This is a genomic window from Pseudactinotalea terrae (assembly GCF_009733845.1).
GTDB lineage: Bacteria > Actinomycetota > Actinomycetes > Actinomycetales > Beutenbergiaceae > Pseudactinotalea > Pseudactinotalea terrae.
In genome coordinates this window covers 1-21,275 of sequence record NZ_WNXZ01000012.1, presented here as the reverse complement: position 1 = coordinate 21,275, position 21,275 = coordinate 1, and the positions used below count along the sequence as shown (strand labels likewise).

28 protein-coding genes are annotated in these 21,275 nt (G+C 71.5%); 17 read left to right on the top strand and 11 right to left on the bottom strand.

What is annotated here, in order from left to right; translation table 11 throughout:
* Positions 1 to 7: 7 nt before the first annotated feature.
* Positions 8 to 946, bottom strand: coding sequence for an SDR family oxidoreductase (locus GPA03_RS22195; RefSeq protein ID WP_156254240.1), 939 nt, complete (start codon positions 944 to 946; stop codon positions 8 to 10).
* Between the two features lie 131 nt (positions 947 to 1,077).
* Between GPA03_RS22195 and GPA03_RS22190 the strand changes: the two genes are divergently transcribed.
* Entirely contained in the window at positions 1,078 to 1,914 is an 837-nt protein-coding gene (locus GPA03_RS22190; protein WP_156254239.1) for a helix-turn-helix transcriptional regulator, read from the top strand.
* 11 nt (positions 1,915 to 1,925) lie between these two features.
* On the opposite strand, the gene GPA03_RS22185 is transcribed toward GPA03_RS22190, so the two are convergent.
* From GPA03_RS22185 to GPA03_RS22170, 4 genes are all read right to left on the bottom strand, one after another.
* Positions 1,926 to 2,471 (bottom strand): AAA family ATPase, encoded by a 546-nt coding sequence (locus GPA03_RS22185; RefSeq protein WP_206673685.1) that lies wholly within the window; start codon positions 2,469 to 2,471, stop codon positions 1,926 to 1,928.
* Complete coding sequence (locus GPA03_RS22180) at positions 2,462 to 3,322, bottom strand: alpha/beta hydrolase (protein ID WP_156254238.1); 861 nt, start codon at positions 3,320 to 3,322, stop codon at positions 2,462 to 2,464. Before GPA03_RS22180 ends, GPA03_RS22185 begins: the two co-directional genes overlap by 10 nt.
* Before the next feature lie 48 nt (positions 3,323 to 3,370).
* Entirely contained in the window at positions 3,371 to 4,222 is an 852-nt protein-coding gene (pdxY, locus tag GPA03_RS22175) for a pyridoxal kinase PdxY (protein WP_156254237.1), read from the bottom strand.
* Between the two features lie 83 nt (positions 4,223 to 4,305).
* The gene (locus tag GPA03_RS22170) at positions 4,306 to 4,527 is read right to left on the bottom strand and encodes an RNA-binding S4 domain-containing protein (protein ID WP_156254236.1); all 222 of its coding nucleotides are present in this window, start codon (positions 4,525 to 4,527) and stop codon (positions 4,306 to 4,308) included.
* 29 nt (positions 4,528 to 4,556) lie between these two features.
* Here GPA03_RS22170 and GPA03_RS22165 point away from each other — a divergent pair, with 29 nt between their 5' ends.
* Entirely contained in the window at positions 4,557 to 5,105 is a 549-nt protein-coding gene (locus GPA03_RS22165) for a nucleotidyltransferase domain-containing protein (RefSeq protein WP_156254235.1), read from the top strand.
* On the opposite strand, the gene GPA03_RS22160 is transcribed toward GPA03_RS22165, so the two are convergent.
* Positions 5,068 to 5,598, bottom strand: a complete 531-nt coding sequence (locus GPA03_RS22160; RefSeq protein ID WP_156254234.1) for a hypothetical protein — start codon at positions 5,596 to 5,598, stop codon at positions 5,068 to 5,070. The genes GPA03_RS22165 and GPA03_RS22160 overlap by 38 nt on opposite strands.
* A 147-nt stretch (positions 5,599 to 5,745) precedes the next feature.
* Between GPA03_RS22160 and GPA03_RS22155 the strand changes: the two genes are divergently transcribed.
* From GPA03_RS22155 to GPA03_RS22130, 6 genes are read left to right on the top strand one after another with little or no spacing between them, the layout of a single operon-like run.
* Entirely contained in the window at positions 5,746 to 6,324 is a 579-nt protein-coding gene (locus GPA03_RS22155; protein WP_156254233.1) for an RNA polymerase sigma factor, read from the top strand.
* Positions 6,317 to 7,003 (top strand): anti-sigma factor, encoded by a 687-nt coding sequence (locus GPA03_RS22150; RefSeq protein WP_156254232.1) that lies wholly within the window; start codon positions 6,317 to 6,319, stop codon positions 7,001 to 7,003. The genes GPA03_RS22155 and GPA03_RS22150 overlap by 8 nt, the downstream gene beginning before the upstream one ends.
* Positions 7,004 to 7,063: 60 nt before the next feature.
* The gene (locus GPA03_RS22145) at positions 7,064 to 7,426 is read left to right on the top strand and encodes a cupredoxin domain-containing protein (protein ID WP_156254231.1); all 363 of its coding nucleotides are present in this window, start codon (positions 7,064 to 7,066) and stop codon (positions 7,424 to 7,426) included.
* A gap of 1 nt (position 7,427) precedes the next feature.
* Positions 7,428 to 7,877 carry a hypothetical protein gene (locus GPA03_RS22140; protein ID WP_156254230.1) on the top strand — a complete coding sequence of 150 codons (450 nt, stop codon included), beginning with the start codon at positions 7,428 to 7,430 and terminating at the stop codon, positions 7,875 to 7,877.
* Complete coding sequence (locus tag GPA03_RS22135; RefSeq protein WP_156254229.1) at positions 7,874 to 9,019, top strand: N(5)-(carboxyethyl)ornithine synthase; 1,146 nt, start codon at positions 7,874 to 7,876, stop codon at positions 9,017 to 9,019. The genes GPA03_RS22140 and GPA03_RS22135 overlap by 4 nt, the downstream gene beginning before the upstream one ends.
* Before the next feature lie 33 nt (positions 9,020 to 9,052).
* The gene (locus GPA03_RS22130) at positions 9,053 to 9,505 is read left to right on the top strand and encodes a GNAT family N-acetyltransferase (RefSeq protein ID WP_156254228.1); all 453 of its coding nucleotides are present in this window, start codon (positions 9,053 to 9,055) and stop codon (positions 9,503 to 9,505) included.
* 26 nt (positions 9,506 to 9,531) lie between these two features.
* Here GPA03_RS22130 and GPA03_RS22125 read toward each other — a convergent pair whose 3' ends face one another.
* Genes GPA03_RS22125 through GPA03_RS22115 form a run of 3 tightly spaced genes read right to left on the bottom strand, consistent with a single transcriptional unit; the run spans position 9,532 to position 12,081 of the window.
* Positions 9,532 to 10,344 carry an MBL fold metallo-hydrolase gene (locus GPA03_RS22125; protein ID WP_156254227.1) on the bottom strand — a complete coding sequence of 271 codons (813 nt, stop codon included), beginning with the start codon at positions 10,342 to 10,344 and terminating at the stop codon, positions 9,532 to 9,534.
* Between the two features lie 4 nt (positions 10,345 to 10,348).
* Entirely contained in the window at positions 10,349 to 11,599 is a 1,251-nt protein-coding gene (locus GPA03_RS22120) for an MFS transporter (RefSeq protein ID WP_156254226.1), read from the bottom strand.
* Complete coding sequence (locus tag GPA03_RS22115; protein ID WP_206673684.1) at positions 11,596 to 12,081, bottom strand: MarR family winged helix-turn-helix transcriptional regulator; 486 nt, start codon at positions 12,079 to 12,081, stop codon at positions 11,596 to 11,598. The genes GPA03_RS22120 and GPA03_RS22115 overlap by 4 nt, the downstream gene beginning before the upstream one ends.
* Positions 12,082 to 12,198: 117 nt before the next feature.
* Between GPA03_RS22115 and GPA03_RS22110 the strand changes: the two genes are divergently transcribed.
* From GPA03_RS22110 to GPA03_RS22085, 6 genes are all read left to right on the top strand, one after another.
* Positions 12,199 to 12,549 carry an ArsR/SmtB family transcription factor gene (locus tag GPA03_RS22110; protein WP_156254225.1) on the top strand — a complete coding sequence of 117 codons (351 nt, stop codon included), beginning with the start codon at positions 12,199 to 12,201 and terminating at the stop codon, positions 12,547 to 12,549.
* Positions 12,546 to 13,007, top strand: a complete 462-nt coding sequence (locus GPA03_RS22105) for an SRPBCC family protein (RefSeq protein WP_156254224.1) — start codon at positions 12,546 to 12,548, stop codon at positions 13,005 to 13,007. The genes GPA03_RS22110 and GPA03_RS22105 overlap by 4 nt, the downstream gene beginning before the upstream one ends.
* Positions 13,004 to 13,360: a nuclear transport factor 2 family protein gene (locus GPA03_RS22100; protein WP_156254223.1), complete on the top strand. Its 357-nt coding sequence runs from the start codon at positions 13,004 to 13,006 to the stop codon at positions 13,358 to 13,360. Before GPA03_RS22105 ends, GPA03_RS22100 begins: the two co-directional genes overlap by 4 nt.
* 91 nt (positions 13,361 to 13,451) lie before the next feature.
* Positions 13,452 to 14,228, top strand: coding sequence for a DinB family protein (locus GPA03_RS22095; RefSeq protein ID WP_156254222.1), 777 nt, complete (start codon positions 13,452 to 13,454; stop codon positions 14,226 to 14,228).
* Positions 14,221 to 14,961, top strand: coding sequence for a class I SAM-dependent methyltransferase (locus GPA03_RS22090; protein WP_156254221.1), 741 nt, complete (start codon positions 14,221 to 14,223; stop codon positions 14,959 to 14,961). Before GPA03_RS22095 ends, GPA03_RS22090 begins: the two co-directional genes overlap by 8 nt.
* Before the next feature lie 82 nt (positions 14,962 to 15,043).
* Positions 15,044 to 15,400: a YciI family protein gene (locus GPA03_RS22085; protein ID WP_156254220.1), complete on the top strand. Its 357-nt coding sequence runs from the start codon at positions 15,044 to 15,046 to the stop codon at positions 15,398 to 15,400.
* Between the two features lie 18 nt (positions 15,401 to 15,418).
* Here the strand turns inward: GPA03_RS22085 and GPA03_RS22080 are convergent, their stop codons facing one another.
* Together GPA03_RS22080 and GPA03_RS22075 are read right to left on the bottom strand one after the other, a co-directional pair.
* Positions 15,419 to 16,894 (bottom strand): multicopper oxidase family protein, encoded by a 1,476-nt coding sequence (locus GPA03_RS22080; protein ID WP_156254219.1) that lies wholly within the window; start codon positions 16,892 to 16,894, stop codon positions 15,419 to 15,421.
* Complete coding sequence (locus GPA03_RS22075; protein WP_156254218.1) at positions 16,891 to 17,376, bottom strand: hypothetical protein; 486 nt, start codon at positions 17,374 to 17,376, stop codon at positions 16,891 to 16,893. The genes GPA03_RS22080 and GPA03_RS22075 overlap by 4 nt, the downstream gene beginning before the upstream one ends.
* Before the next feature lie 141 nt (positions 17,377 to 17,517).
* On the opposite strand from GPA03_RS22075, the gene GPA03_RS22070 reads away from it, so the two are divergent.
* The 3 genes from GPA03_RS22070 to GPA03_RS22060 form a co-directional block, all read left to right on the top strand.
* Positions 17,518 to 18,660 (top strand): sensor histidine kinase, encoded by a 1,143-nt coding sequence (locus GPA03_RS22070; protein WP_156254217.1) that lies wholly within the window; start codon positions 17,518 to 17,520, stop codon positions 18,658 to 18,660.
* Positions 18,657 to 19,322, top strand: coding sequence for a response regulator transcription factor (locus GPA03_RS22065; protein WP_156254216.1), 666 nt, complete (start codon positions 18,657 to 18,659; stop codon positions 19,320 to 19,322). The genes GPA03_RS22070 and GPA03_RS22065 overlap by 4 nt, the downstream gene beginning before the upstream one ends.
* Before the next feature lie 254 nt (positions 19,323 to 19,576).
* On the top strand, positions 19,577 to 21,275 hold a 1,699-nt coding region (locus GPA03_RS22060), incomplete at its 3' end, for a DUF222 domain-containing protein (protein WP_156254215.1).

The following is a 21,275-nucleotide window of genomic DNA, read 5'->3' as shown; positions in this document are numbered from 1 at the left end:
GGCGCAGCTAGCGAGCGAAGCTCACACCCGTGAGCTCCTCGGACAACGCCCAGAGCCGCGCCGCATCCTCGGTGCTGCGCAACGGGCGCCAGAGGCTCTGCTCGCCGGGGCGTCCGCCCATGTTCCCGAGCCCTTGCGGACCGTAGAAGCCGCCGTCCTTCGCCTCAGGAGACGTCGCCGCCATCAGGGCAGGCAGCGCCGCGCTCTGCACCGTCCCGGCGATGACCCCCCTCGTCGAGAGCCAACGGATCAGCCGCACGCTCCCGGTGTCGTCGGTCCGACCCATCTCGGAGCGGGCAGCGAGCAGGCTGGTCGGCGCCACGCCGGGATGGGAGATCGCGCTGCTGATCCCCCAGCCGGCCGCGTTGCTGCGCCGACTGAGCTCGAGGCCGAACAGCCCGCAGGCGATCTTCGACTGCCGGTAGGCGCGCATCCCGTCGTAGTCGCGCTCCCAGCCCAGGTCCTCCCAGTTGATGGCACCGCTGCGCGCCGCAATGCTCGTCTGGGAGACGACGCGGGCGCGGCCCTCGATCAGTAGCGGGAGCAGGCGCGCCGTGAGCGCCACGTGGCCGAGGTGGTTGGTGCCCAGCTGCAGCTCGAAACCGTCGGCGGTCCGCTGCCGGTCGGGCGGCGTCATCACCCCCGCGTTGTTGATCAGGAGGTGGATCGGCCGGCCCTGCCGCCGCAGGGTCTCGCCCAGCGCGGTCACCGAGGCGAGCGAGGACAGGTCGAGCTGTTCGAGCGCGAGCCTCGCCGTTGGATGCTCGTCCCGGATCCGGGCGAGCGCTGCCTCCCCCTTGGTCCGGTTGCGGACCGGCATGACGACCTCGGCGCCCGCTGCCGCCAGTCGTGTGGCGATCTCCAGCCCGATGCCGTCGCTGGCGCCGGTGACCACCGCCCGGCGGCCGGACAGGTCGGGTATCTCGATGTCGTGGCGACGTGGCATCTGTTCTCCTGGCTAGAACGCTCGGTGCACCGGGACCGGTGCTCGCCCTTGAGCCTCTCCGACACCGGCCGCGGTATCCACGGCCTGACGATCCGTGGCTGAGCCACCCCGGCGCCAGGCAAGATGCCAGCATGATCGATCGAGGTGGGCTCGCCGAGTTCCTCCGCACCCGCCGCGAGGTGCTGCAGCCGGAGGACGTGGGCCTTCCGCGGGGTCGTCGCCGCCGCACGAGCGGCCTGCGACGCGAGGAGGTCGCAGCGCTGTGCCACATGTCGGCCGACTACTACGCGCGGCTGGAGCGTGAGCGCGGCCCGCAACCGTCCGAGCAGATGATCGCCGCGATCGCCCAGGGTCTGCACCTGTCGCGGGCCGAGCGTGACCACCTGTTCCGCCTGGCCGGCCACCAGCCGCCGGTGATGGGTCCCGCCAGCGACCACGTCAGCCCAGGGATGCTGAGGATCTTCGACCGGCTCATCGACACCCCGGCGGAGATCGTCACCGAGCTGGGCGAGACGCTGCGGCAGACCCCGCTCGGCATCGCGCTCGTCGGCGACCTGACCGCTCATACCGGCCCCTCGCGCAGCATCGGTTACCGGTGGTTCACGGACCCAGCGGTGCGTGACCGCCACCCGCCCGAGGACCATGACTTCTACTCGCGCCTGTATGCCTCCGGCCTGCGTGGCGTGCTCGCGCTGCGCGGCCCCTCCTCCTGGGCGGCGCAGCTGGCCGATCTGCTCACCCAGCAGAGCGAGGAGTTCCGTGCGGTGTGGGCACGGCACGAGGTGGGCATCCGCCCGCGCGAGGTCAAGAGATTCCTCCATCCCGCCGTCGGGCAGATCGAGGTGAGCTGTCAGATCCTCCTCGATCCCGAGCAGGGGCACTCGTTGCTGGTCTACACCGCTGTGCCGGGCAGCGAGAGCTACGAGAAGCTGCAGCTCCTCGGCGTCGTGGGGGCGTCCGCGAGCTGAACGACGCAGCGCTAGACGAGTCCCTCGTCCCAGACCCGGTCGAGGATCTCGGTGACGGCCTGCTCGACGGTCTGCCCGGATGTGTCGAGCCACAGCCCGATCCGGGGCGTCTGCTCGCGCAGGTAGCGGTCGAGGTCGTCGATCGAGTCCTCGCCCGGCCGGTAGGCGACCTTGCCCCGCGCGGCCTGGCGGTCGGCGTCGCGTCGGCGTACCGCTTCGGGATCGGGCGCGAGCACGACGACGGCCAGCGGCCTGGTCCTGATGGTCGCCACCAGCTGGCGCAAGTAGGGCCCGAGGATGATGTCCTGGAGCACGACGTCGAAGCCTGCGTCGGCGTAGCCGTCGGCCACGCCGGCCGCCAGCCGGTACCGCAGCTCGAGCTGGCGCACCGCCTCGGCGGAGGGCTCGGCCGGGCCCATCTCCTCTCTGCCGCTGACGATCATGCGTCGGAAGGCGTCGCCACGCACGTGCACAGACCGCTCCAGCCGCTCGGCCAGCGCCTGCGCGATCGTCGACTTGCCCGCGGCCTGGATGCCGGTCACCACGATCATGCCCATGACGCCCCCGACGCCAGGCTGCCGAGCAGCTCCGCGGCCGGCCTGGGCCGGACCAGCCAGCTGAGGTGGCTCGAGGTCAGGGTGCGCACGTCGTAGCGGTTGTCCGGTGTGAGGGCATCACCCTCGCGGATCATCCGGTCCTGCATGGCCACCGGGATGCTCGCGTCCTCGCTGAGCCGCACGTAGGTTCGCGGGATCGTGCCCCAGGTGTCGGCGCGGGCCCGGTCGTCCGGGCCGCCGCCGTCGAGGCTCTCGTCCGGCTGGAAGGAGTTGAGGAAGGTGAGGAACTCCGACTCCGTGCCATCGGCGAGGAACGCCGCCTGGTACGCGGCGAGGGTGACCGGGTCAGCGGTGCGGAAGTTGCTGCGCAGCAGCCCGAGCTCCGCCGGGTTGCCGATCATCGCACCAGCGATTCCCGCGACCTCGACCGAGGCCATCTCCGGTTCGGCGTAGTACGCGCCCACCTCGAGATCGACCGGCGCCCACGCCGAGACGTACACGAGCCGGTCCACCAGGTCAGGTCGGGTGTTGCCCACGGCGGTGATCGCAGCACCGCCACGACTGTGCGCCACCAGGATCGTCGGGCCGTGCTCACGTACGCGCTCGAGCACCTCGATCACCCGGGCGGCGTTGTCGGCGAGGGTGACGCCGGCGATCGCGCCGGGCTCACCCGCGAGGCGCGTCAGGTCCTGAGGCGACTGGTACGCCGTCGAGAACGTCGCCTCGAAGCCGTGGCCGGGCAGATCGACGGCGAGCGAGCGATGCCCCAGCATCGCCAGCTCAGCCTGCAGCGGAGCGAAGGAGAACGAGTTGGCGAAGGCCCCATGGACCAGCACGAAGGTCGGTGACATCCCACCGACGCTACGACACGACCCGACGCCACGGCGAGCTGAGCCGCGTCAGCGGACCTGGTGCACCTCGAACTGCATCCGCGGGTGCGCGTACGCCTCCTGCGACTCCACCAGCTGCAGCTCGCGCTCACCGGAGTCGAGCGTGTTGGTCAGCAGATCGAACACGCTCGACGCCGTAGCGGCCAGTGCCTGCGCGGCGGAGCCGCTCGTGCGGTAGTGCGCGGTGAACAACGCGCTCGTCACGTCACCCGAGCCGTTCGCCTTGAACGGCAGGTAGGGCGTCTGCACGATCCAGGCGCCCTCGTCGTCGACGGCGAGCATCTCGATCGTGCCCTCGGGTCGGTCGGGCCGTTCGACGCTGGTCACCAGCACGGTCCGCGGCCCCATGTCGCGGGCGATGTCCACCGACGCGAGCGTGGACTCCAGCGAGCCGGGCTCGGTGCGGGTGAGGAACCCGAGCTCGAACTGGTTGGGCGTGATGATGTCGGCCACCGGGATCACGCGCTCCCGGATCAGCGGCGGGATCGAGTCGGCCACGAAGCAGCCGGACTTCGCGTTCCCCATCACCGGGTCGCAGGTGTAGGTCGCGGCAGGGTTGGCGGCCTTGACCCGCTGCACGGCGTCGACCACCACGTCCACGATGCCCTCGCCGCCGAGGTAGCCCGAGAGCACCGCGCCGACCTCACCGAGCGCGCCCCGCTCCTCGATCCCGGTGACGATGCCGCGCACGTCATCGGGGTCCAGCATCGGGCCGCGCCATGCGCCGTACCCCGTGTGGTTGGAGAAGACCACCGTGAACACCGGCCACACCTCGTGACCGAGCCGCTGCAGCGGGAACATGGCGGCCGAGTTGCCGACGTGCCCGTACGCGACCGACGACTGGATGGAGAGAAACTTCATCTGCACATCGTGCACCCTCCGGACCGCCACCCGCTCACGCGCTCGAGGGTACGGGTCGGCAGTCGTTGCTCGTCGCGCTCGGTCTACTGCGCGGTGATGCGCACCGTCTGATCCGCGTACTGCACGACCTGACCCACACGGATCTGCGCGCCGCGGCGGGTCTCGACCTCGCCGTCGACCCTCACCTCGCCGTTCGCGATGACCAGGCGAGCGAGCCCGCCGTCGTCGACGAGGCCGGCCAGCTTGAGGAGCTGGCCGAGGCGGATGGACTCGTCGCGGATCGCGATGTCGGTGTGGTGCGGCATCAGCACCACTGTAGGGACAGCATGGCGCGATGGAGGCAGCGTGCTACACCTCGGCCCAGGAGGTCGCCCTGATCGTGGACTGGCTCGAGCAGGCCGGGCTCACCTATCAGGTCAACGGCGGCTGGGCGGTCGACGCGCTCGCGGGTGCGCAGACGCGCGCTCACCGCGATCTCGATGTCTTCGTCGACGCTGCGGCCGCACCACGGCTGCTGGCCTGGCTGGGTGAGCGCGGGTACGCGATCGTCGAGGACTGGCGACCGATCCGGGTGGAGCTGACATCGGCCACCGGACGCGTGGACGTCCACCCCATGGTCATCCAGCGCAACGGCGACGGCGTGCAGCAGGGACCGGGCGAGCAGGTCTTCGTCCATGCAGCGGCCGATCGCGTGGTGGGGACGATCGGCGGTCGCGAGGTCGTCGTCGCGTCGGCCGCCAGGCTCCGTTCCCTGCGCAGCGGCTACGCGCACCGGGAGGTCGACCTCCACGACCTCGCCGTCCTCGACCGGCTCGGTACGGGTCGCCCGCACCGAGCAGCGCCCATCAGTAGCCGGACGCGTCCGCTGGCGCCGCCTCCATGATCGGCTCACCCGCCGGGGAGAGCGCGTACCAGACCTCGTTGACGCCCTGTCCCGTCAGGTCGCCGGGCTGAGCGTCCTGCGCGAAGTAGTACAACGGCCAGCCGCCGTACGTGGCCTGGGTGGACCCGTCGTCGCGCTCGATGCTGCCGAGCAACGACTCGTCGACGCCCTCACCCGCGCTCGGCTCGCCCTCCAACGGCGGCCACGCCGCGAGGCAGTCGCCGCTGCAGGCACTCATGCCCTCGCTGTCCTGGGTGAACATGTACAGCGTCATGCCGGTGCCGTCGACCACGATGTCGCCGACGTCGGAGCTCGCCACCCCGAGCATGGTCGCCTCGCCCGGTGCGGAGTCCGTGGTCTCCTCCGCCATGTCGCTGCTCTCCTCCCCGGCAGGGGCCGAGTCGGGGGGCTCGTCGCCCGCGCCGCCGCTTCCGCAGGCAGCCAGGCCGAAGCCCAGGACCAGGACGAGTGCCGCTGTCTTCATGCGTCGCATCTGCGTCTCCATCTCATCGCCGACGGCGGGCCTCCCGCCGCGCGTCGTGCTCCTGGTGATACGCCGCGACCACGGTGGCGAGATTGGGTGCACGCGAAAGCGGTGCCGAAGCAATCCCTTGGGGGCAGCACGCTCGTACCGTGAGGTATGGCAGTGTTCTCGCGCGCCGATCGCGCAGGCGATGCTGCCCTGCTCGCGGGTCTGGCGCTCGACGACGCCGAGGTCTCGGTCGCGTTCGTGCGTCGGTTCCAGCGGGCGGTGTACGGGATGGCGGTCAGCATCACGCGCGACGCCGGCTTGGCCGAGGATGTGAGTCAGGAGGTGTTCGTGCGTGCCTGGGGTGCTGCGGCCAGCTACGACATCCGCCGTGCGTCGGTGCTGACCTGGTTGCTTACGATCACCCGGAACGCCGCCATCGACGCGATCCGGGCGCGCCGCCCCGCGCCTGCCGACACCGAGGCTCTCGACCAGCTGCTCCGCGACGCCGGGGCGCCGACCGAGGACCCCGAGGAGACGGCGCTGCACCGCGTCGAGACCGACCGCGCGATCGCGCACCTGCACAGGCTGTCCCCGGTCCAGGCGCGCGCGGTGGTGCTCGCCGTGCTGGGCGGCTGCACCGCGGCCGAGGTCGCTGATCGGGAAGGCATCCCGCTCGGCACGGCGAAGACGCGTATCCGGGACGGGCTGCGACGCCTGCGCACGGAGGCGGAGGTGAGCCATGACTGACGCCGCGCACCCCGACACCGACGACCTCGTGGCGCTCGCGCTCGGGCTTGTCGACGGCGACCAGGAGCGGCTGACCGAGCACCTGGCCGCCTGCACCGCGTGCCGACGCGACTACGACGAGTACGCGGCCTCGGTGGCGCTGGTGCTTCCCGCTGCCCCGCGGACCGCGCCGCCCGCCGACTTCCAGGTGCGGGTGCTGGACCGGCTCCAGCGGGCCGCCGCGGGTCCCGCGACCGAGCGCCACGCCGCCGTCTCCGTCGCCGAGCCGAGGCGGCCACGCCGTTGGCTGCTGCCTGCCGCTGCGGCCCTGGCCGGGATGGCCATCGGCGCGGGAGCGATCAGCTGGTGGCCCGGTGGCGACGCGGAGGTGCCACCGCCGAGCGTCACCGAGCAGTGGCAGACGGCGCTGGTCACGGCCGACGGTCAGGAGGTCGGCCGTGTCTCGACCAGCTACGGCGCTGACGGTCCGGTGCTGGTGCTCGAGGTGACCGACGGCCCGGCCGGGCAGCGGTACACCTGCCGGCTGGTGCTTGCCGACGGCAGCACCCAGGATGTCGCCGAGTGGTCGCTGGCCGACGACAGGCCGAACAGCTGGGTGATCGACGCCGTCGACGGCGAGGTCGTCGAGGTCCAGCTGATCACGCCCGACGAGCGCGTCTGGTCGGCCGCCCGGCTCTGACCGGGTGCGACCTTGCGGCCGGGGCAATCTCCGCGCCCGCCTCGGCACGTACCACCGGGCATGGATCGCCATCGTTCGACGCTCGCGCCGGCCTCGCTGCTCGCCGCGCTGCTGCTCCTGCTCGCGGCCTGCACCTCGAACGGCGCTGACGAGGCGTCGACCGACCCCGGCGCGGCACCGCTCACCATCGTGATCTCCGACTTCACGTTCCACGTCCCGGAGGAGGTGCCGGCCGGGGCGACCGTGACCGTGCGGAACGAGGACAACGTCGGGCACACCGTGACCGCGGACGAGGCCGGCGGGTTCGACGTGGCCGTCGGACCCGGCGAGGAGGTCACGTTCACCGCCCCGGACGAGCCGGGGGAGTATCCGTTCCACTGCATCCCGCACCCCCAGATGACCGCCACCCTGGTGGTCGGTTGAGATGGCCGCGCCCGTAGCCGGGCTGCTGCGGCTCGGCGTCACCGCGGGTCTCGCGGTCTCCGCCGTCGTGCACTGGCAGCTCGCCGAGCCCATCGGGCTCGCGGCACCCGGAGGCATCGGTGGCGAGACGCTGTTCCGGCTGCAGGCGCTCGCCGCCGCGCTGGTCGCGCTCGCCGTGCTGGTCACCGGCCGGTGGTGGGCCCACGCCGCTGCGCTCCTGGTCGCCGGCGCATCGCTGGTCGCGGTGCTCGCATCGACCTGGTTCGAGATCCCGGCGATGGGTCCCGTCCCGTCGATGTACGACCCGATGTGGTACCCGGCCAAGACGGCCAGCGCTGTCGCTGAGGGTCTCACGGTGCTGCTGGCGGCAGCGGCGCTGGTGCGGGCCGGTCGGCATCAGCCGCGGCCTCGGCCCTACGCTGCCGGACCGGCGCGTACAGTCACGAAGTGAGAAACCTGACCGCTGGTGTCCTCGGCTCGACCCGCAAACCTGACGAGCACCGCGTGGCGATCCACCCGGCGCACCTGGACCGCATCGAGGAGCGGCTGCGCTCGCGGCTCTTCTTCGAGCACGGGTACGGCGAGCGCTTCGGCGTCCCCGACGACGAGCTCAGGCGGTTGGTGGGCGGCGTGCGTTCACGCGCGGAGCTCGTCGCGGAGTCCGACGTCGTCGTGCTCCCCAAGCCCGTGCCGGAGGACCTCGAGGAGATGCACGAGGGCCAGATCCTGTGGGGCTGGCCGCACTGCGTCCAGGACGAGCGCATGACGCAGCTGGCCATCGATCGCCGCCTCACGCTGATCGCGTGGGAGGCGATGAACCACTGGACCCGGGACGGCGCGTTCAACCTGCACGTGTTCCACAAGAACAACGAGCTCGCGGGGTACTCCTCGGTCCTCCACGCGCTCGGGCTGCGCGGCATGACCGGGGACTACGGCAGGCGCCTCCGCGCCGCCGTCATCAGCTTCGGAGCCACGGCGCGCGGCGCGGTGCGCGCGTTGTCCGCCCTCGGTGTCAGCGACGTCACCGTGCTCACACAGCGGCACACCACGGCGGTGGCCTCCCCGTTCGCGTCGGTCGTGCTGCAGCACTTCGCCCGCGACCCCAAGAACCCGAGCCGTACGCTCGCGCTCAAGGACCCCGAGCCCGGCCCGCTGGCGGAGGTGCTGGCCGGCTACGACATCGTCGTCAACTGCATCCTCCAGGACACCGACGCCCCGTTGATGTTCGTGATGAACGAGGACCTGCACCACTTCGCGCCAGGCACGCTCTTCATCGACGTCTCCTGCGACGAGGGGATGGGGTTCGAGTGGGCGCGCCCCACCTCCTTCGCGGACCCGATCTTCGAGGTCGGCAACGGCCTCCACAACTACGCCGTGGATCACAGCCCGTCCTTCCTCTGGAGCTCGGCCACCTGGGAGAACAGCGACGCGTTGCTGGAGTACCTCCCGGCGGTCATGGCCGGACCGGAGGGCTGGGACGCGGACGAGACGATCCGCCGCGCGATCGAGATCCGCGACGGCGTCATCCAGAACCCCCGCATCACGAGCTTCCAGCACCGTGCGGAGGCATACCCGCACGCCATCGTGTCCTGAGGTACGCGCCCTGCGGTGCCTAAGGTGAGGAGCGTGACCGTCCTCGACATCCGCCCCGCCACCATCGATGACCTGCCGGCGATCGTCGCGATGCTCGCCGACGACCCCTTGGGTGCTGCGCGCGAGTCGCCCGAGGACCTCACGCCGTACCGGACGGCGTTCGAACAGCTGGCGACCGACCCCAACCAGCGGCTGGTCGTGCTGAGCCGCGACGGCGCCGTCGTCGGCACGCTGCAGCTGACCTTCGTCCCGGGCTTGTCGCGACGCGGTGCGCTGCGGTCGATCATCGAGGCCGTGCGCGTCCACGCCGCCGCGCGCGGCACCGGGCTCGGTGCCCAGCTCATCGAGTGGGCGATCGAGGAGTCGCGCCGCCACGGCTGCGGCCTCGTGCAGCTCACCACCGATGCCACCCGCACCGACGCGCACCGCTTCTACGAACGCCTCGGCTTCACGCCCAGCCACGTGGGCTTCAAGCTGGCCCTCTGACGCGAGGGCGGGCCCAGCGGCGGCGCTCAGGTCAGGTGGTCGAAGTCACCTCGCACCCACGCGGCGTGGCGAGCGGCTGAGCGCTGCACGACCGCCGCGGCATCGGCAGGGATGATGCCCTCGAAGTTGTTGTAGAGCCGGTCGAAAGCGAACCTGCCCACGTGCGCCGCGACGCGCTCGACCACCGCGGCCGAGAGCGGGATCCGGTTCGGGTAGCTACGCATGAAGGACACCGAGGTGCGGTCGGGGTTGGCGAAGATCGTGTCGCCCGAGAGCAGCACACCCCGCCCGTCGGCACCCTCCCAGTGCGCGACCGCACTGCCCGGGAAGTGACCACCCGGCTGGGTGAGGGTGATCCCGGGGAGGAGCGCGACGTCGTCGGACCATGTCTGGATCGCCTCGTCCGGGCGGGCGACCCAGCCCATGTCGGCCTCGGCGACGAGGATCGGCACGCCGCCCAGGGCGCGGCTCCACTCGACCTGCACCCCGAACATGTGCGGGTGCGAGGCCACGATGTACGCGGCGCCACCGAGCTCGCGCACGCGTGCGACCGCCTTGTCGTCGATGTAGCCCAGCGGGTCCCACAGCACGTTCCCGCCCGAGGTGCGGGCGAGCTTGCTCTGCTGCCCGATCCCCACCGAGCCCCGTGTGCTCAGCCCGTACAGGTCCGGCTCGATCTCGGTGACGGTGATCGTGGTCCCGGCCTCGGCCAGCTCGGGAAGCGAGGTCCAGCCCTGGCCCTCGGCCGGCACCCACTGCCGCTCGTCGTCGCAGATCGCGCACACGGCGACCTTCTCGGCATGTTCGACGGCGCAGGTCGCGCAGATCCAGAAGCTCACGATCTCAGTGTGCTGGCTCGGTACGACACAGGGGAAGACCGGCGCCGGGTTCGTAGCGGCGCAGCTCGCGGTGACTGAGGCCGATGAGCGCGACAGCCGCGACCGCGCTCAGCCCCCCGACCGCGAGCGCGGCGGGCGCGCCGAGCGCAGCCGCCAGGATGCCGCCGCGCAGGTTCCCGACCTCGGGCCCCGCGACGCCGATGACATGGTCGAGGGCGCTGACCCGACCCCGGAAGGCATCCGGGGTCACGAGCTGGACCAGGCTGCCGCGGGTGACCACCCCGACGGTGTCGGCGGCGCCGGCCACCGCGAGGGCCAGGAGTGCGATCGCGGCGTGAGAGGCGAACGCGAACCCGACGAGGGCGATACCCCAGCACGCCGAGCAGACCAGCTGGACGAGGCCGGGTCGGGGCAGCTGAGCGACGAGCCCGGACACCAGCCCGGCGACGATGCCACCCGCACCGATCGCGGTCAGGAACAGGCCCAGGGTCCGCGGATCGCCGTCGAACCGGAGCTCGTCGACCATCGGGAAGATCGCGATCGGCATCGACAGCGTCATGGTGGCGAGGTCGGTGAGAAGGGCGCCGCGCAGCACCGGCCTGCGGAGCGGGAAGGTCCAGCCACCGGGCTCGACCTTGGTGCCGGGTGCTCGGTCCGGGAGCAGTGCCGGCAGCCGGAGCGCCGCGATCAGCGCGAACGGCATCATCAGCATCTGCGCCGCGTAACCGGCGGGCAGCGCGATCGCCACGAGCAGTCCGCCGATGGCCGGGCCGACCAGCATCGACGCCTGGAACGCGAGGTTCTGCAGCGCCAGCCCGGCCGTCACCTGGTTGCGGGGGAGCAGCCGCACGGGGAGCGTGCGACGCGCGGGCGAGCCGAGCGCTCCTGCCGCCGAGCCGATGGCGAGGATGACCAGCACCACCAGCGGAGAGGTGTTGCCGATGCTCGCCTGCACGGTCAGGCCGAGTGCGGTCAGCGCCTGCGCGAGCGTGCTGACGACGACGATCGTGCGGCGATCCAGGCGGTCCGCGAGCGAGCCGCCGACGGCGCCGAGGAGCAGCAGCGGGATGCCCTGGGCCAGCCCGATCGCGCCCGTCCAGATGGCGCTGTGCGTGAGCTCCCACACCTGCGCCAGCGCCGCGACGGCGGCGATCTGGCCCGCGAACCCGTTGAGCACCGATGCTCCCCAGATCTCGCGGAAGCTCCGCGAGGAGCGCAGCGGCCGGATGTCGGTGAGATGCCGGCGCACGCTCACCTGCCGAGCTCCTCCTCGAGGCGCTGCGACATCGGCCGCGCCGCCAGCGCGCGGCCGAGGGCTGTGCTGAGATCGGTGACGGCACCCCCGAGCTCGTCGTCGAGCGCGGCGACGACCGCCTCGGTGGCTCGCCACTCGGACTCCAGCAGCGGCACCAGCTCGACCGCCCTCGGGGTGAGGCTGAGGACCTGCGTGCGCCCGTCCTCGCCGGGCGCACTCGTGAGGAAGTCGGCGCGCTTCATCGCTGCCACGGTCTGGCTCGTGGCGGAGTGTGTCGCTCCCAGCGAGGACGCCAGGGCGGAGATCGTCATCGGGCCGTCGTGGCGCAGCCGGATCATCGGCCTGACGAACCGGGAACGCACGCCCTCCACGCCGCGGCGCACGTAGAGCTGCTCGATGTCGTCGTCCATCCGCTTGAGCAGCGCGAAGAGGCTGTCCCAGCGGCCCGGTGCGCGTGTCGGGTCGGCGGCCGAAGAATTCACAGTGCTGTTATAACAGCGCTGTCAGGGTTCCGCAAGGTCGACGCTGGGCGCTGCGCGTCGGCACCATATACAAACGAACGCTTGCACAAGCTAAATGTTGCAGATACCGTTGCTGCCATGACGGCAGTCGTTGAACCCGAGCTCGACCTCGACGAGGCCTTCGCGGCGCTCGGGGATCGGACCCGCCGGGCGATGATCAGTCGGCTCGCGCGGGGGGAGGCGACCGTCGGCGAGCTCGCCGAGCCCTTCGACCTGACCCATCAGGCCATCTCGCGGCACGTGGGCATCCTGCGGCGCTGCGGCTTGATCCAGCAACGGGTCGACGGTCAGCGGCGACCATGTCGGCTGGATGTCGACCGCATGCAGGAGCTGGTCGGCTGGATCAGCGAGCAGCAGCGGGAGTGGGAGTCACGGTTCAACAGCCTCGAGAGCCACCTGGCCTCGGTGCGCGAGGAGCGCGGCCGATGACGGCGAGCGTCAGGCTCGACGGCGACCAGCTGATCGGCACGCGTCTCCTCGATGCCGATCCTGAGCTGGTGTGGGAGATGTTCACCACCGCCGAGCACCTCGCCGCCTTCTGGGGCGGCGACCATGCGACCGTGCCACCGGACTCGGTGACGGTCGATCTTCATGTGGGCGGCACCGTCGAGCTCGAGACCCGCAGCCCTGATGGCGCGAGCCGGCTGCTGCGCTTCGAGTACACCGCTGTCGAACCGCCGGCACGCTTGGTGCTGCTCGAGTCGCGCACGGGCCTGGTCACCGAGATCACCCTGCGCCCCAGCGGCACCGGGACCGAGGTGCTCGTCCACCAGCGACGGCTCCCACCGGAGCTGCGGTCCGAGCAAGCCAGGGCCGGACTGGCGGGCGTGCTCGACCGGCTGGCCGCCGTCGTCGAAACCCAGAACCCCATCGAAGGAACGAGATGAGCAGCAGAGAAGCAGTCGTCCACCGCTACATGGACGGCTTCAGGCGCAGCGACCACGGGGCGATCCTCGACTGCCTCACCGATGACGTGCGCTGGTGCATCCACGGCCTGCGCACCACGAACGGGAAGGTCGAGTTCGACGACGAGATCGAGAACCCGGCGTTCGAGGGGAGCCCTGAGCTCGCCGTCGAACGAACGATTGACGCCGGTGACGTCATCGTGGTGACGGGTACCGGGACCGGGCACCACCGGGAGGCAGGGCGGTTCCGGTTCGCCTACAACGACGTGTTCACCTTCCGCGAGGACCTGATCGCGCAGGTCGACTCCTACGTGGTCGGGCTGGGGTCAGGCTGAGTCGAGTGCCGCTCCCGCACCGCGAGCACCTCGTCGTAGGGCGGCCCGGCACGGGTAGCCCTTGTCGGCGGCTGGTGCCAGGCTTGCGGGCATGTCGGAGAATGCGTTCAACGGTGACCTGCGCGGCGCCACGTTCGTCGCTGCGAACCTGCAGGGGGCGCGTTTCGTCGAATCCGACCTGAGCGGCGTGGTGATGCGCGGCGTCGACATCGCGGGCGCTGACATCGACGCACCCTGGTTGCCCGGTGACCCGAGCGGGATGCTCGTCAACGGCGTCGACGTGGCGCCGTACGTGGAGGCGGAGCTCAACCGGCGCTTCCCTGGGCGCGACGAGCGGCGAGCCGCCGATCCGGCCGGGCTGGGCTCGGCGTGGGCGAAGGTCGAGCAGGCGTGGGGCGCCGCCCAGGAGCGAGCGGCGGCGATGCCTGCCGGATCGGTGGACATCTCTGTCGACGGCGAGTGGTCCTTCTCGCAGACGTTGCGCCACCTGGTCATGGCCACCGACACCTGGCTCCGCCAGGCGATCCAACAGGTGGAGAGCCCGCACCACCCGATCGGCCAGCCCGACTCCTCGTACGGCAGCGACGGCGGTGACGCAGCAGCCTTCAGGCCCGGGACGCCGCCCTTCGCCGAGGTGCTGGAGGTACGGGCCGAGCGTGTCGCGATGGTGCGGGACCTCATCGCGGCGCTCACCCCCGAGCAGCTCGACGAGCCGCGTGCCAACCCGCACTCGCCCGAGCACGCCGAGACCGTGCGCTCCTGCCTGCACACCATCCTGGAGGAGGAGTGGGAGCACCTGCGCTTCGCGCTGCGGGACCTGGATGCCCTCGACGGCGCGAGCGATCCTAGGATCGACGATCGTGACTGACCCCCGGCACTTCGAGAAGCATGCGGCGACCTACGAGGAGGCGCGGCCGCCGTACCCGCCGGAGCTCTGGCAACGGATCGACGAGCTGGGTGCGCTGCGGCCCGGGCAGCGGGCCGTGGACCTCGGTGCGGGCACCGGTCAGGCCACCGGGGTGCTGCTGGAGGCTGGGCTGGAGGTCACCGCCGTCGAGCCCGGTCATCAGCTCGCGACCCGGCTGCGCGAGCGGTATCCCGCCGCGCACGTGATCGAGACCGCGGCCGAGGATGCCGACCTCGGCGCGGGCGCCTTCGACCTGGCGGTCGCTGCGACGGCGATCCACTGGATGGATCTCGACAGGCTCCTGCCGAAGGTCCATCGCGCGCTCACCGAGAACGGCCTGCTGCTCGTCTGGCGCAACGTCTACGGCCCCGGCGAGGGCGTCGCGGACACGCCGTTCCGTGAGCGGGTCCGCGAGATCGTGGCAGAGCGGGACCAGCCGTCCCGGCACGGTCTGTCCATCGCCGAACTCACGGCGGCCAAGCTCACCTCCGACGGCCTGTTCGAGCAGGTCAGCCTCGATCACTTCGCCTGGTCCATCGAGCTCAGCGAGCGACAGATCCGGCTGCTGTTCGGCACCTTCTCCGACTGGAGCGAGGTGGAGGTCGAGGAGGCCGCCGCTGCCGTACGTGAACTGGGCGGCACCGTGACCGAGCACTACGGGTCCTGGCTGATCGCGCTGCGTCGGCGTCGCTGACCTGTCGATATCGGTCGCCCCCGCGCGTCATAGGGACAACGAGTTGGGCGGGCAGCCAGAGCCCGCCCGGAGGGAGCACGTCATGGCCGAGTACGTCATCTACTTCAACCAGCAGTGGGTGGGGGAGCACACCGAGGAGTGGTTCCGCGGTCGCGTCGAGCCGTCGAAGGCGGTCGTCGAGGAGATGAAGCAGGCCGGTGTGTACGTGTTCGCCGGCGGCCTCGTCGAGGAGGGCGACCCCAGGTTCACGGTCGCCCACGCGGTCCCGACCGGTGACGACGTGAACGCCACCCTGACCGACGGCCCCTACACCGAGAGCACCGAGGTGCTGGGTGGGTTCGCCGTCGTCGACGTCCCCGACGAGGAGACCGCGCGGCTCTGGGCGGCGAAGGTCGCCGTCGGGTGCGGGTGGCCGCAAGAGGTCCGCCGGGTCGTCTAGACCCGGCCGGCGACCTGCTCACACGACGCTGAAGTTCACCATCATCATCATGTCCTCGTGCTCCAGGTTGTGGCAGTGCAGCACGTATCGGCCGGCGTAGCCCTCGATCGGCACCAGGACCTCGGCGGAGCCGCCGGGCCGGAGGTCGATCGTGTCCTTCCATGCGAGGCCGTCGCCACCCGGGGCGCCCACCTGGTAGTGGAGCAGGTGCGCGTGGACAGGGTGGTGCACGTCGCTGCTCAGCCGCCACCGTTCCAGGGTGCCGCGCTGGGCGGTGAAGACGTCACCGTCGTGGAAGGTCACGCCGTTGACGTTCCAGTCAGCCATCCCGTGATGACCGGACCCGGTGGCGCCGAGCGCGAAGTGCAGGTCGCGGGTGACGCTCACCGCACCGGGGTCGAGCGCGTCGATCACGGACAGCTGCTCCGGCACCCGGGTGTCGTCTGATGCCGCCTTGCGGACCACATGGAACTGCATCACCTGGCCGGGGCCGCCCGCGTCCAGCGAGTTCGTCATCGTCACCCGCGTGCCCACCGGCACCGAGGAGAAGTCGATGACGACGTCGGCTCGTTCGGCACCGGCCACCGCGATCACGCGGCGCACCGCCGGGCGCTCCAGCAGCCCGCCGTCGGTCCCCACCTGGGTGAACGTCACACCCTGGTCCAGGGTGAGGTCGAAGCGCCGCGCGTTGGCGGCGTTGAGGATGCGGAACCGGTACCGGGCCGCATCGACCTCCATCACCGGCCACGGGGCACCGTTGACCAGCACGCAGTCGCCCAGCACGCCACCGTGGTAGCGCATCGTCACACCCGGTCGCCCGCGTGAAGGATCGGCGAGCGGGTAGGCGAAGGCGGCATCGCCGTCGAAGGATCGATCGGCGATCACGAGCGGGACGTCGCGCTCGCCGCTCGGCAGGCCGAGCGCGCCCTCCTCCTGCGAGCCGAGCAGCGCCATGCCGGCCAGCCCGGCGTACACGTTCGGGCCCGTGAAGTCCATCGCGTGGTCGTGGTACCAGAGCGGCGCGGCACGTTGCTGAAGGGGGTACACGTACGACCGCTCTGCACCGGGCACGATCAGGTCGGTCGGGTAGCCGTCGTGCTCGGCGGGGGTGCGGCCGCCGTGAAGATGAAGGACCGTGTCGATCTCGGTGTCGTTGCGCAGCCGTACCTGAAGCTCCTCACCCGAGCTGGCGCGGATGGTAGGCCCGGGGAAGATGCCCTCGTAGCCGAGGATCTCCGTGGTGCGGCCGGGCAGGATCTCGACGGCGGAGCGCCGCGCCGTCAGCTCGATCGTCCCGTTGGTGGGCTCGATCGTGGGCGGGATCGGCAGCGGCACCTGGAACGGCTCGGGGAGCGGTACCGCGCTGGCGAGCAGCGCGCCCTGGGACCCGGTCCCGTTGCCAGTGAACCAGCTGCCGCCGCCACATCCCGCGAGCACCGCCGTCGCCGCGGCCGTCCCTGCCAGCCCGAGGAAGGTCCGACGTGACGCGATCATCGGTACTGCACCCCGCCGTCGGGCACCGCGCGGTTGCTCGGCGCTCGGTACGAGTGCCGCGCCCGCCCCGGCCGCCAGGCCCAGATCGCGACGGCGACCCCGGCCGCGACCAGCCCGACGCCCAGGATGAGGTGCACCGCGAGCATGCGGGCGTGCCCCATGCCGAGCTGGATGGGGAGCAGGAAGGCGCAGGCCGCGGCCACTGCGATCGGCCACGCCGGCAGCCGCCCGGGCCGCCAGGCGAGCACCGCAGCGATCACGACCAGCCATGCGAGGCCCATGAGCAGCAGACCGACGGCGCCGTGCTGCGAGAGCGAGGGGAAGTCGCCGTCGAGGAACCGGCCTGCGAGGATCGGCTGCGCCAGCAGCAGCACCGCCTGGACTCCCGAGAGGAGGCGCAGGATCCACAGGGTCCCGGCGGTCGCTCCTGCGGAACGTGCAGGCGGCGGCGCCGGAGGCACGGCGAGTGGGTACGTCGTCATCTCCATGACGCTACGAACGGCGTCATCGCCACACATCGGCCCGGGGTCGATACCTGGGTGTCGCCTCAGAGCGACCTGCGGAGCACGCGGTGTCGCCTCCGGGCGACTGTGCGGGGGGAGGGTTGTCCCTAGGCTCGAGGCATGAACCGCGTCCGCCCGCTCAGCGACGGCGTGCTCGCTGTCGTGGTGCTCGCGGTGCTGCTGCTGGCGACGGTCGCGCGTGATCCCGGCGCGCAGGATCGGCCGCTCGACGTGCTCGGCTACGCGTTCCTGGTCGGCATCGCGGTGGTGGTGTTCTTCCGTCGGCAGTGGCCGATCCCGGTGCTGCTGGTGTGCACCGTCGGCATCTTCGGCTACTACGCGTCGGGCTTCCCCGCCGTCGGTCTCGAGATCCCGCTGGCGGTGCCGATCTACACGGTGGCGTGGGCCGGGCGTTGGCGGTTCGCCGCGGTGTGGGCGCTGGCAGTGGCGGTGTTCGCCTATGCCTCGCGGGTGCTGCTGGGCCAGGACCTGCTGCTGCTCCTCGGCCTGCAGGTACCGACGACCTTGGCCGTGTTCTGCGGCGCCATCGCACTCGGTGACGCGGTGCGCAGCCGGCACGAGCTGCGCGCCGAGCAGGAGCGCACGCTCGCGGCCGTCCGGCGGGAGGCGGAGCGCAGCACGGCGCAGCGGCTCGCCGACGAGCGAGTGCGGCTCGCACGTGACCTCCACGACGTGCTCGGCCACACCGTGTCGGTGGTGTCCCTGCATGCCGCGGTCGCGGAGGAGGCGGTCGTCGCGGGTGAGCAGGATGCGGCGCTCGAGGCCACGCGCGCGATCCAGGAGGCCAGCGGCACCGCGATGAGGGACCTGCGCGGCACGGTCCAGGTGCTGCGCGGCGACAGCCCCGACTCGCTCGACCCCGTGGGTGGGATCGCTGCGATCGAGGGTCTGGTCGACGGCGCCCGGAGCGCTGGTCTCGACGTCGTCCAGGTCATCGAGATCGAACCTCAGGCCGTGCCGGCCACGGCCGGCATGACGACGTACCGGATCGTCCAGGAGGGGCTCACCAACGTGCTCCGGCACGCGGGCGCGGAGCGTGCGTGGGTCACGGTGACCTCGGAGCCGGGGGTCGTCGTGGTGCGCGTGGAGGATGACGGCCGTGGGCCCGCTGGCGGACCTGCCGCCGATGGCGCGGGGCTGCGCGGGATGGCCGAGCGGGTCCAGCTCGTGGGTGGTTCGCTGCGCACCGGCCCGCGTGCCGACGGCACCGGCTTCAGCGTCTCGGCGAGGATTCCCACATGATCCGCCTCCTCATCGCCGACGACCAGGAGCTGATCCGCGCCGGGCTGCGGGCCCTGCTGTCGCGGACAGAGGACATCGAGGTGGTGGGTGACGCAGCCGACGGGCTGGCCGCCGTCGAGCAGGTTCGGGCGATCGTGCCCGACGTCGTACTCATGGACATCCGGATGCCCGGGATCGACGGGATCGAGGCGACCCGGCGGATCGTCGCCGACCCTGCGCTCGCGGCCGTGCGAGTGCTCGTGCTGACCACGTTCGACACCGACGACCACGTGTTCGACGCCCTCCGCGCGGGCGCCGCCGGCTTTCTGCTCAAGGACGCACGTCCCGAGGAGCTGCGCAGCGCGGTGCGGACGGTGGCCGACGGTGGCGCGCTGCTGGCGCCCGCGGTGACGCGGCGGGTCGTCGCGGCGGCTGTCTCCGGTGGCCCGCTCAAGGATCCTGACGATCACCCGGGCTCCGCGTCATTGACCGAGCGTGAGCGCGAGGTCCTCACGTTGATCGGGCAGGGGCTCGACAACGCCGGGATCGCCGACCAGCTCGTCATCAGCCCGGCCACGGCCCGCACCTACGTGTCCCGGCTGCTCACCAAGACGCACTCGCGCGACCGTGCCCAGCTCGTGGTGCTCGCGTACGAGTCCGGGCTGGTGCGGCCCGGCGGCTGAGCAACACCCGGCCCGCCCCGACGAGCTGCGCTGCTGACCGCGCTGCACGCGTCAGCGGCCGGCCTCGCACTGCGCCGGACCAGTCTTTCGGCGCCAGCGAGCGACTGCGTCATCGCTGACTCAGTGCTCTCCGTGTCGGTCCCCGTCTCTAGCGTCGGGTCAGACAGCTGTGGGCCGACGGCGGTGTCCCGGATTCTCTTTGGAATCTCGCCGAAAGTCTGGCCATTGTCGGACACTACCTATAGACTGTATGCATGTTCGAGCCGACGGGTGAGCAGCCCCAGCAGAGCGATCAGGCAGAGGAGCCTGAGCACGCGCTGCCTGAGCACGCGCTGCCTGAGCACGCCCTGGCCGATTCCGAGGTGCCGGCTGCGATCGCTGGGCGTGAGTGGGTCGAGGTCGACGGGATCATGGTGGAGGCGGGTAACGCGGTCTGGGACGAGCGTGACTGGTCGGGGGTGCCGGTGCGGCCCTGGAGTGATGAGCCGCCAGCGGGCTGGGTGGAGCAGCTCGAGGCTGAGTGGGCTGCCCAGCCCAGTCATCCCGAGCTGGGGCCGGTCGGGTGGTTGGAGGAGGTGCCTGCGTCGGGGTATCTGATGAACGAGCTGGAGCACCTGCCCGCGGGGTTGGTGCAGAACGACTACGACGCGCTGGAGCTGGTGGCGCACTGGTCCCGGCTGGTCTCCTACGCCGGTGCCAAGATGCGGGAAGCGGTCGCTGAGCTGGCCAACAGCGAGGGCCTGGACCAAGGCCTGGCGAACCTGGACCACCTGGGGATCCGGGTCAACCAGCCCAGCATCGCTTCCGACGACATTGCGCTGCGCCTGGGTATGGGTAAACGGGCCGCGAGCCGGCTGGTGCGCTCGGCCCGGCTGCTCGCGGGCCCGGCCGGTCCGACCGCGGAAGCGTTGGAGAGCGGGCAGATCGACCCGGCCAAGGCCGACATCATCGCCCTGGGCATCGAGGACCTGGGCATGCTGGAAGCCTTACAGGTGCAGGACATCGTGCTGGCCAAAGCACCGCACGCCACCGCGACCGCGGTACGCCGTGATGTGGCTGCCGCGAGGGCCAGCGTGCAACCCGAACGATTCGAGGACCGCTGCCAACGAGCAGCAACCCAGCGGCGGGTGGACCGGCCCCGGGTGCTGCCCGATGGCATGGCGAGCATCTACGCGTTCATGCCCGCGGTGGAGGCCAACCAGCTCTACCGCGCCCTGGACGCCGCCGCCCGCTCAGCCAAGACCAGCGGCGACCCCCGCACCCTGGACCAGCTCCGCGCCGACGCCCTCGCCCTGATGGGTGGGACCGCCATCGTGACCGGCATCATCGGCCCCTGCCCCCACCCCACCCACGACGCCACCCCACACGCCCACGACGCCACCCCGGATCCGATCTCGGGTGCGGAGCCCGTTGGTGGCGGCGGTAGCGGTGGGCCGGCTGGCGGTGCATCGCGGCATCGTGATCCCGGATCCGAGCATGGCGATATCGACCAGAGCGGCTCGCCGCCGTTCTTCCTCGGCGGCGCTGAGCCACTCGATGGCCTAGCAGAGCAGCGTCGATCCGATGCGCCAGGCCAGGGCGCCGCAGGCCCGCCTGTCCCCAGGGTCACCCGCGAGGATGTCTCGCGAGCTGGCACCGACCGTGCGGCAGGAACGACACAGGATGCCGCAGCACGCACGGCAGCGGGTGCGGCCACCGGGGCATGCCCCACACCCGGTCAAAGCATGCGGGTCGGAGTGATCGGAGGTAAGTCCGCGCACGTGCGGGTCGTGATCCCGCTGACCACCCTCATGGGTGGCCAGCACGGTCCCGGCGCCGACCTACCCGGATCCGAGGAACCCGCCCACCTCGAAGGCTACGGACCCATCCCCGCCTCCGTGGCCCGCGCCCTCGCCGCGGGAGGGCCGTGGGCGCGGATGGTCACCGACCCCCTGGACCGCACCGTGCTGGAGG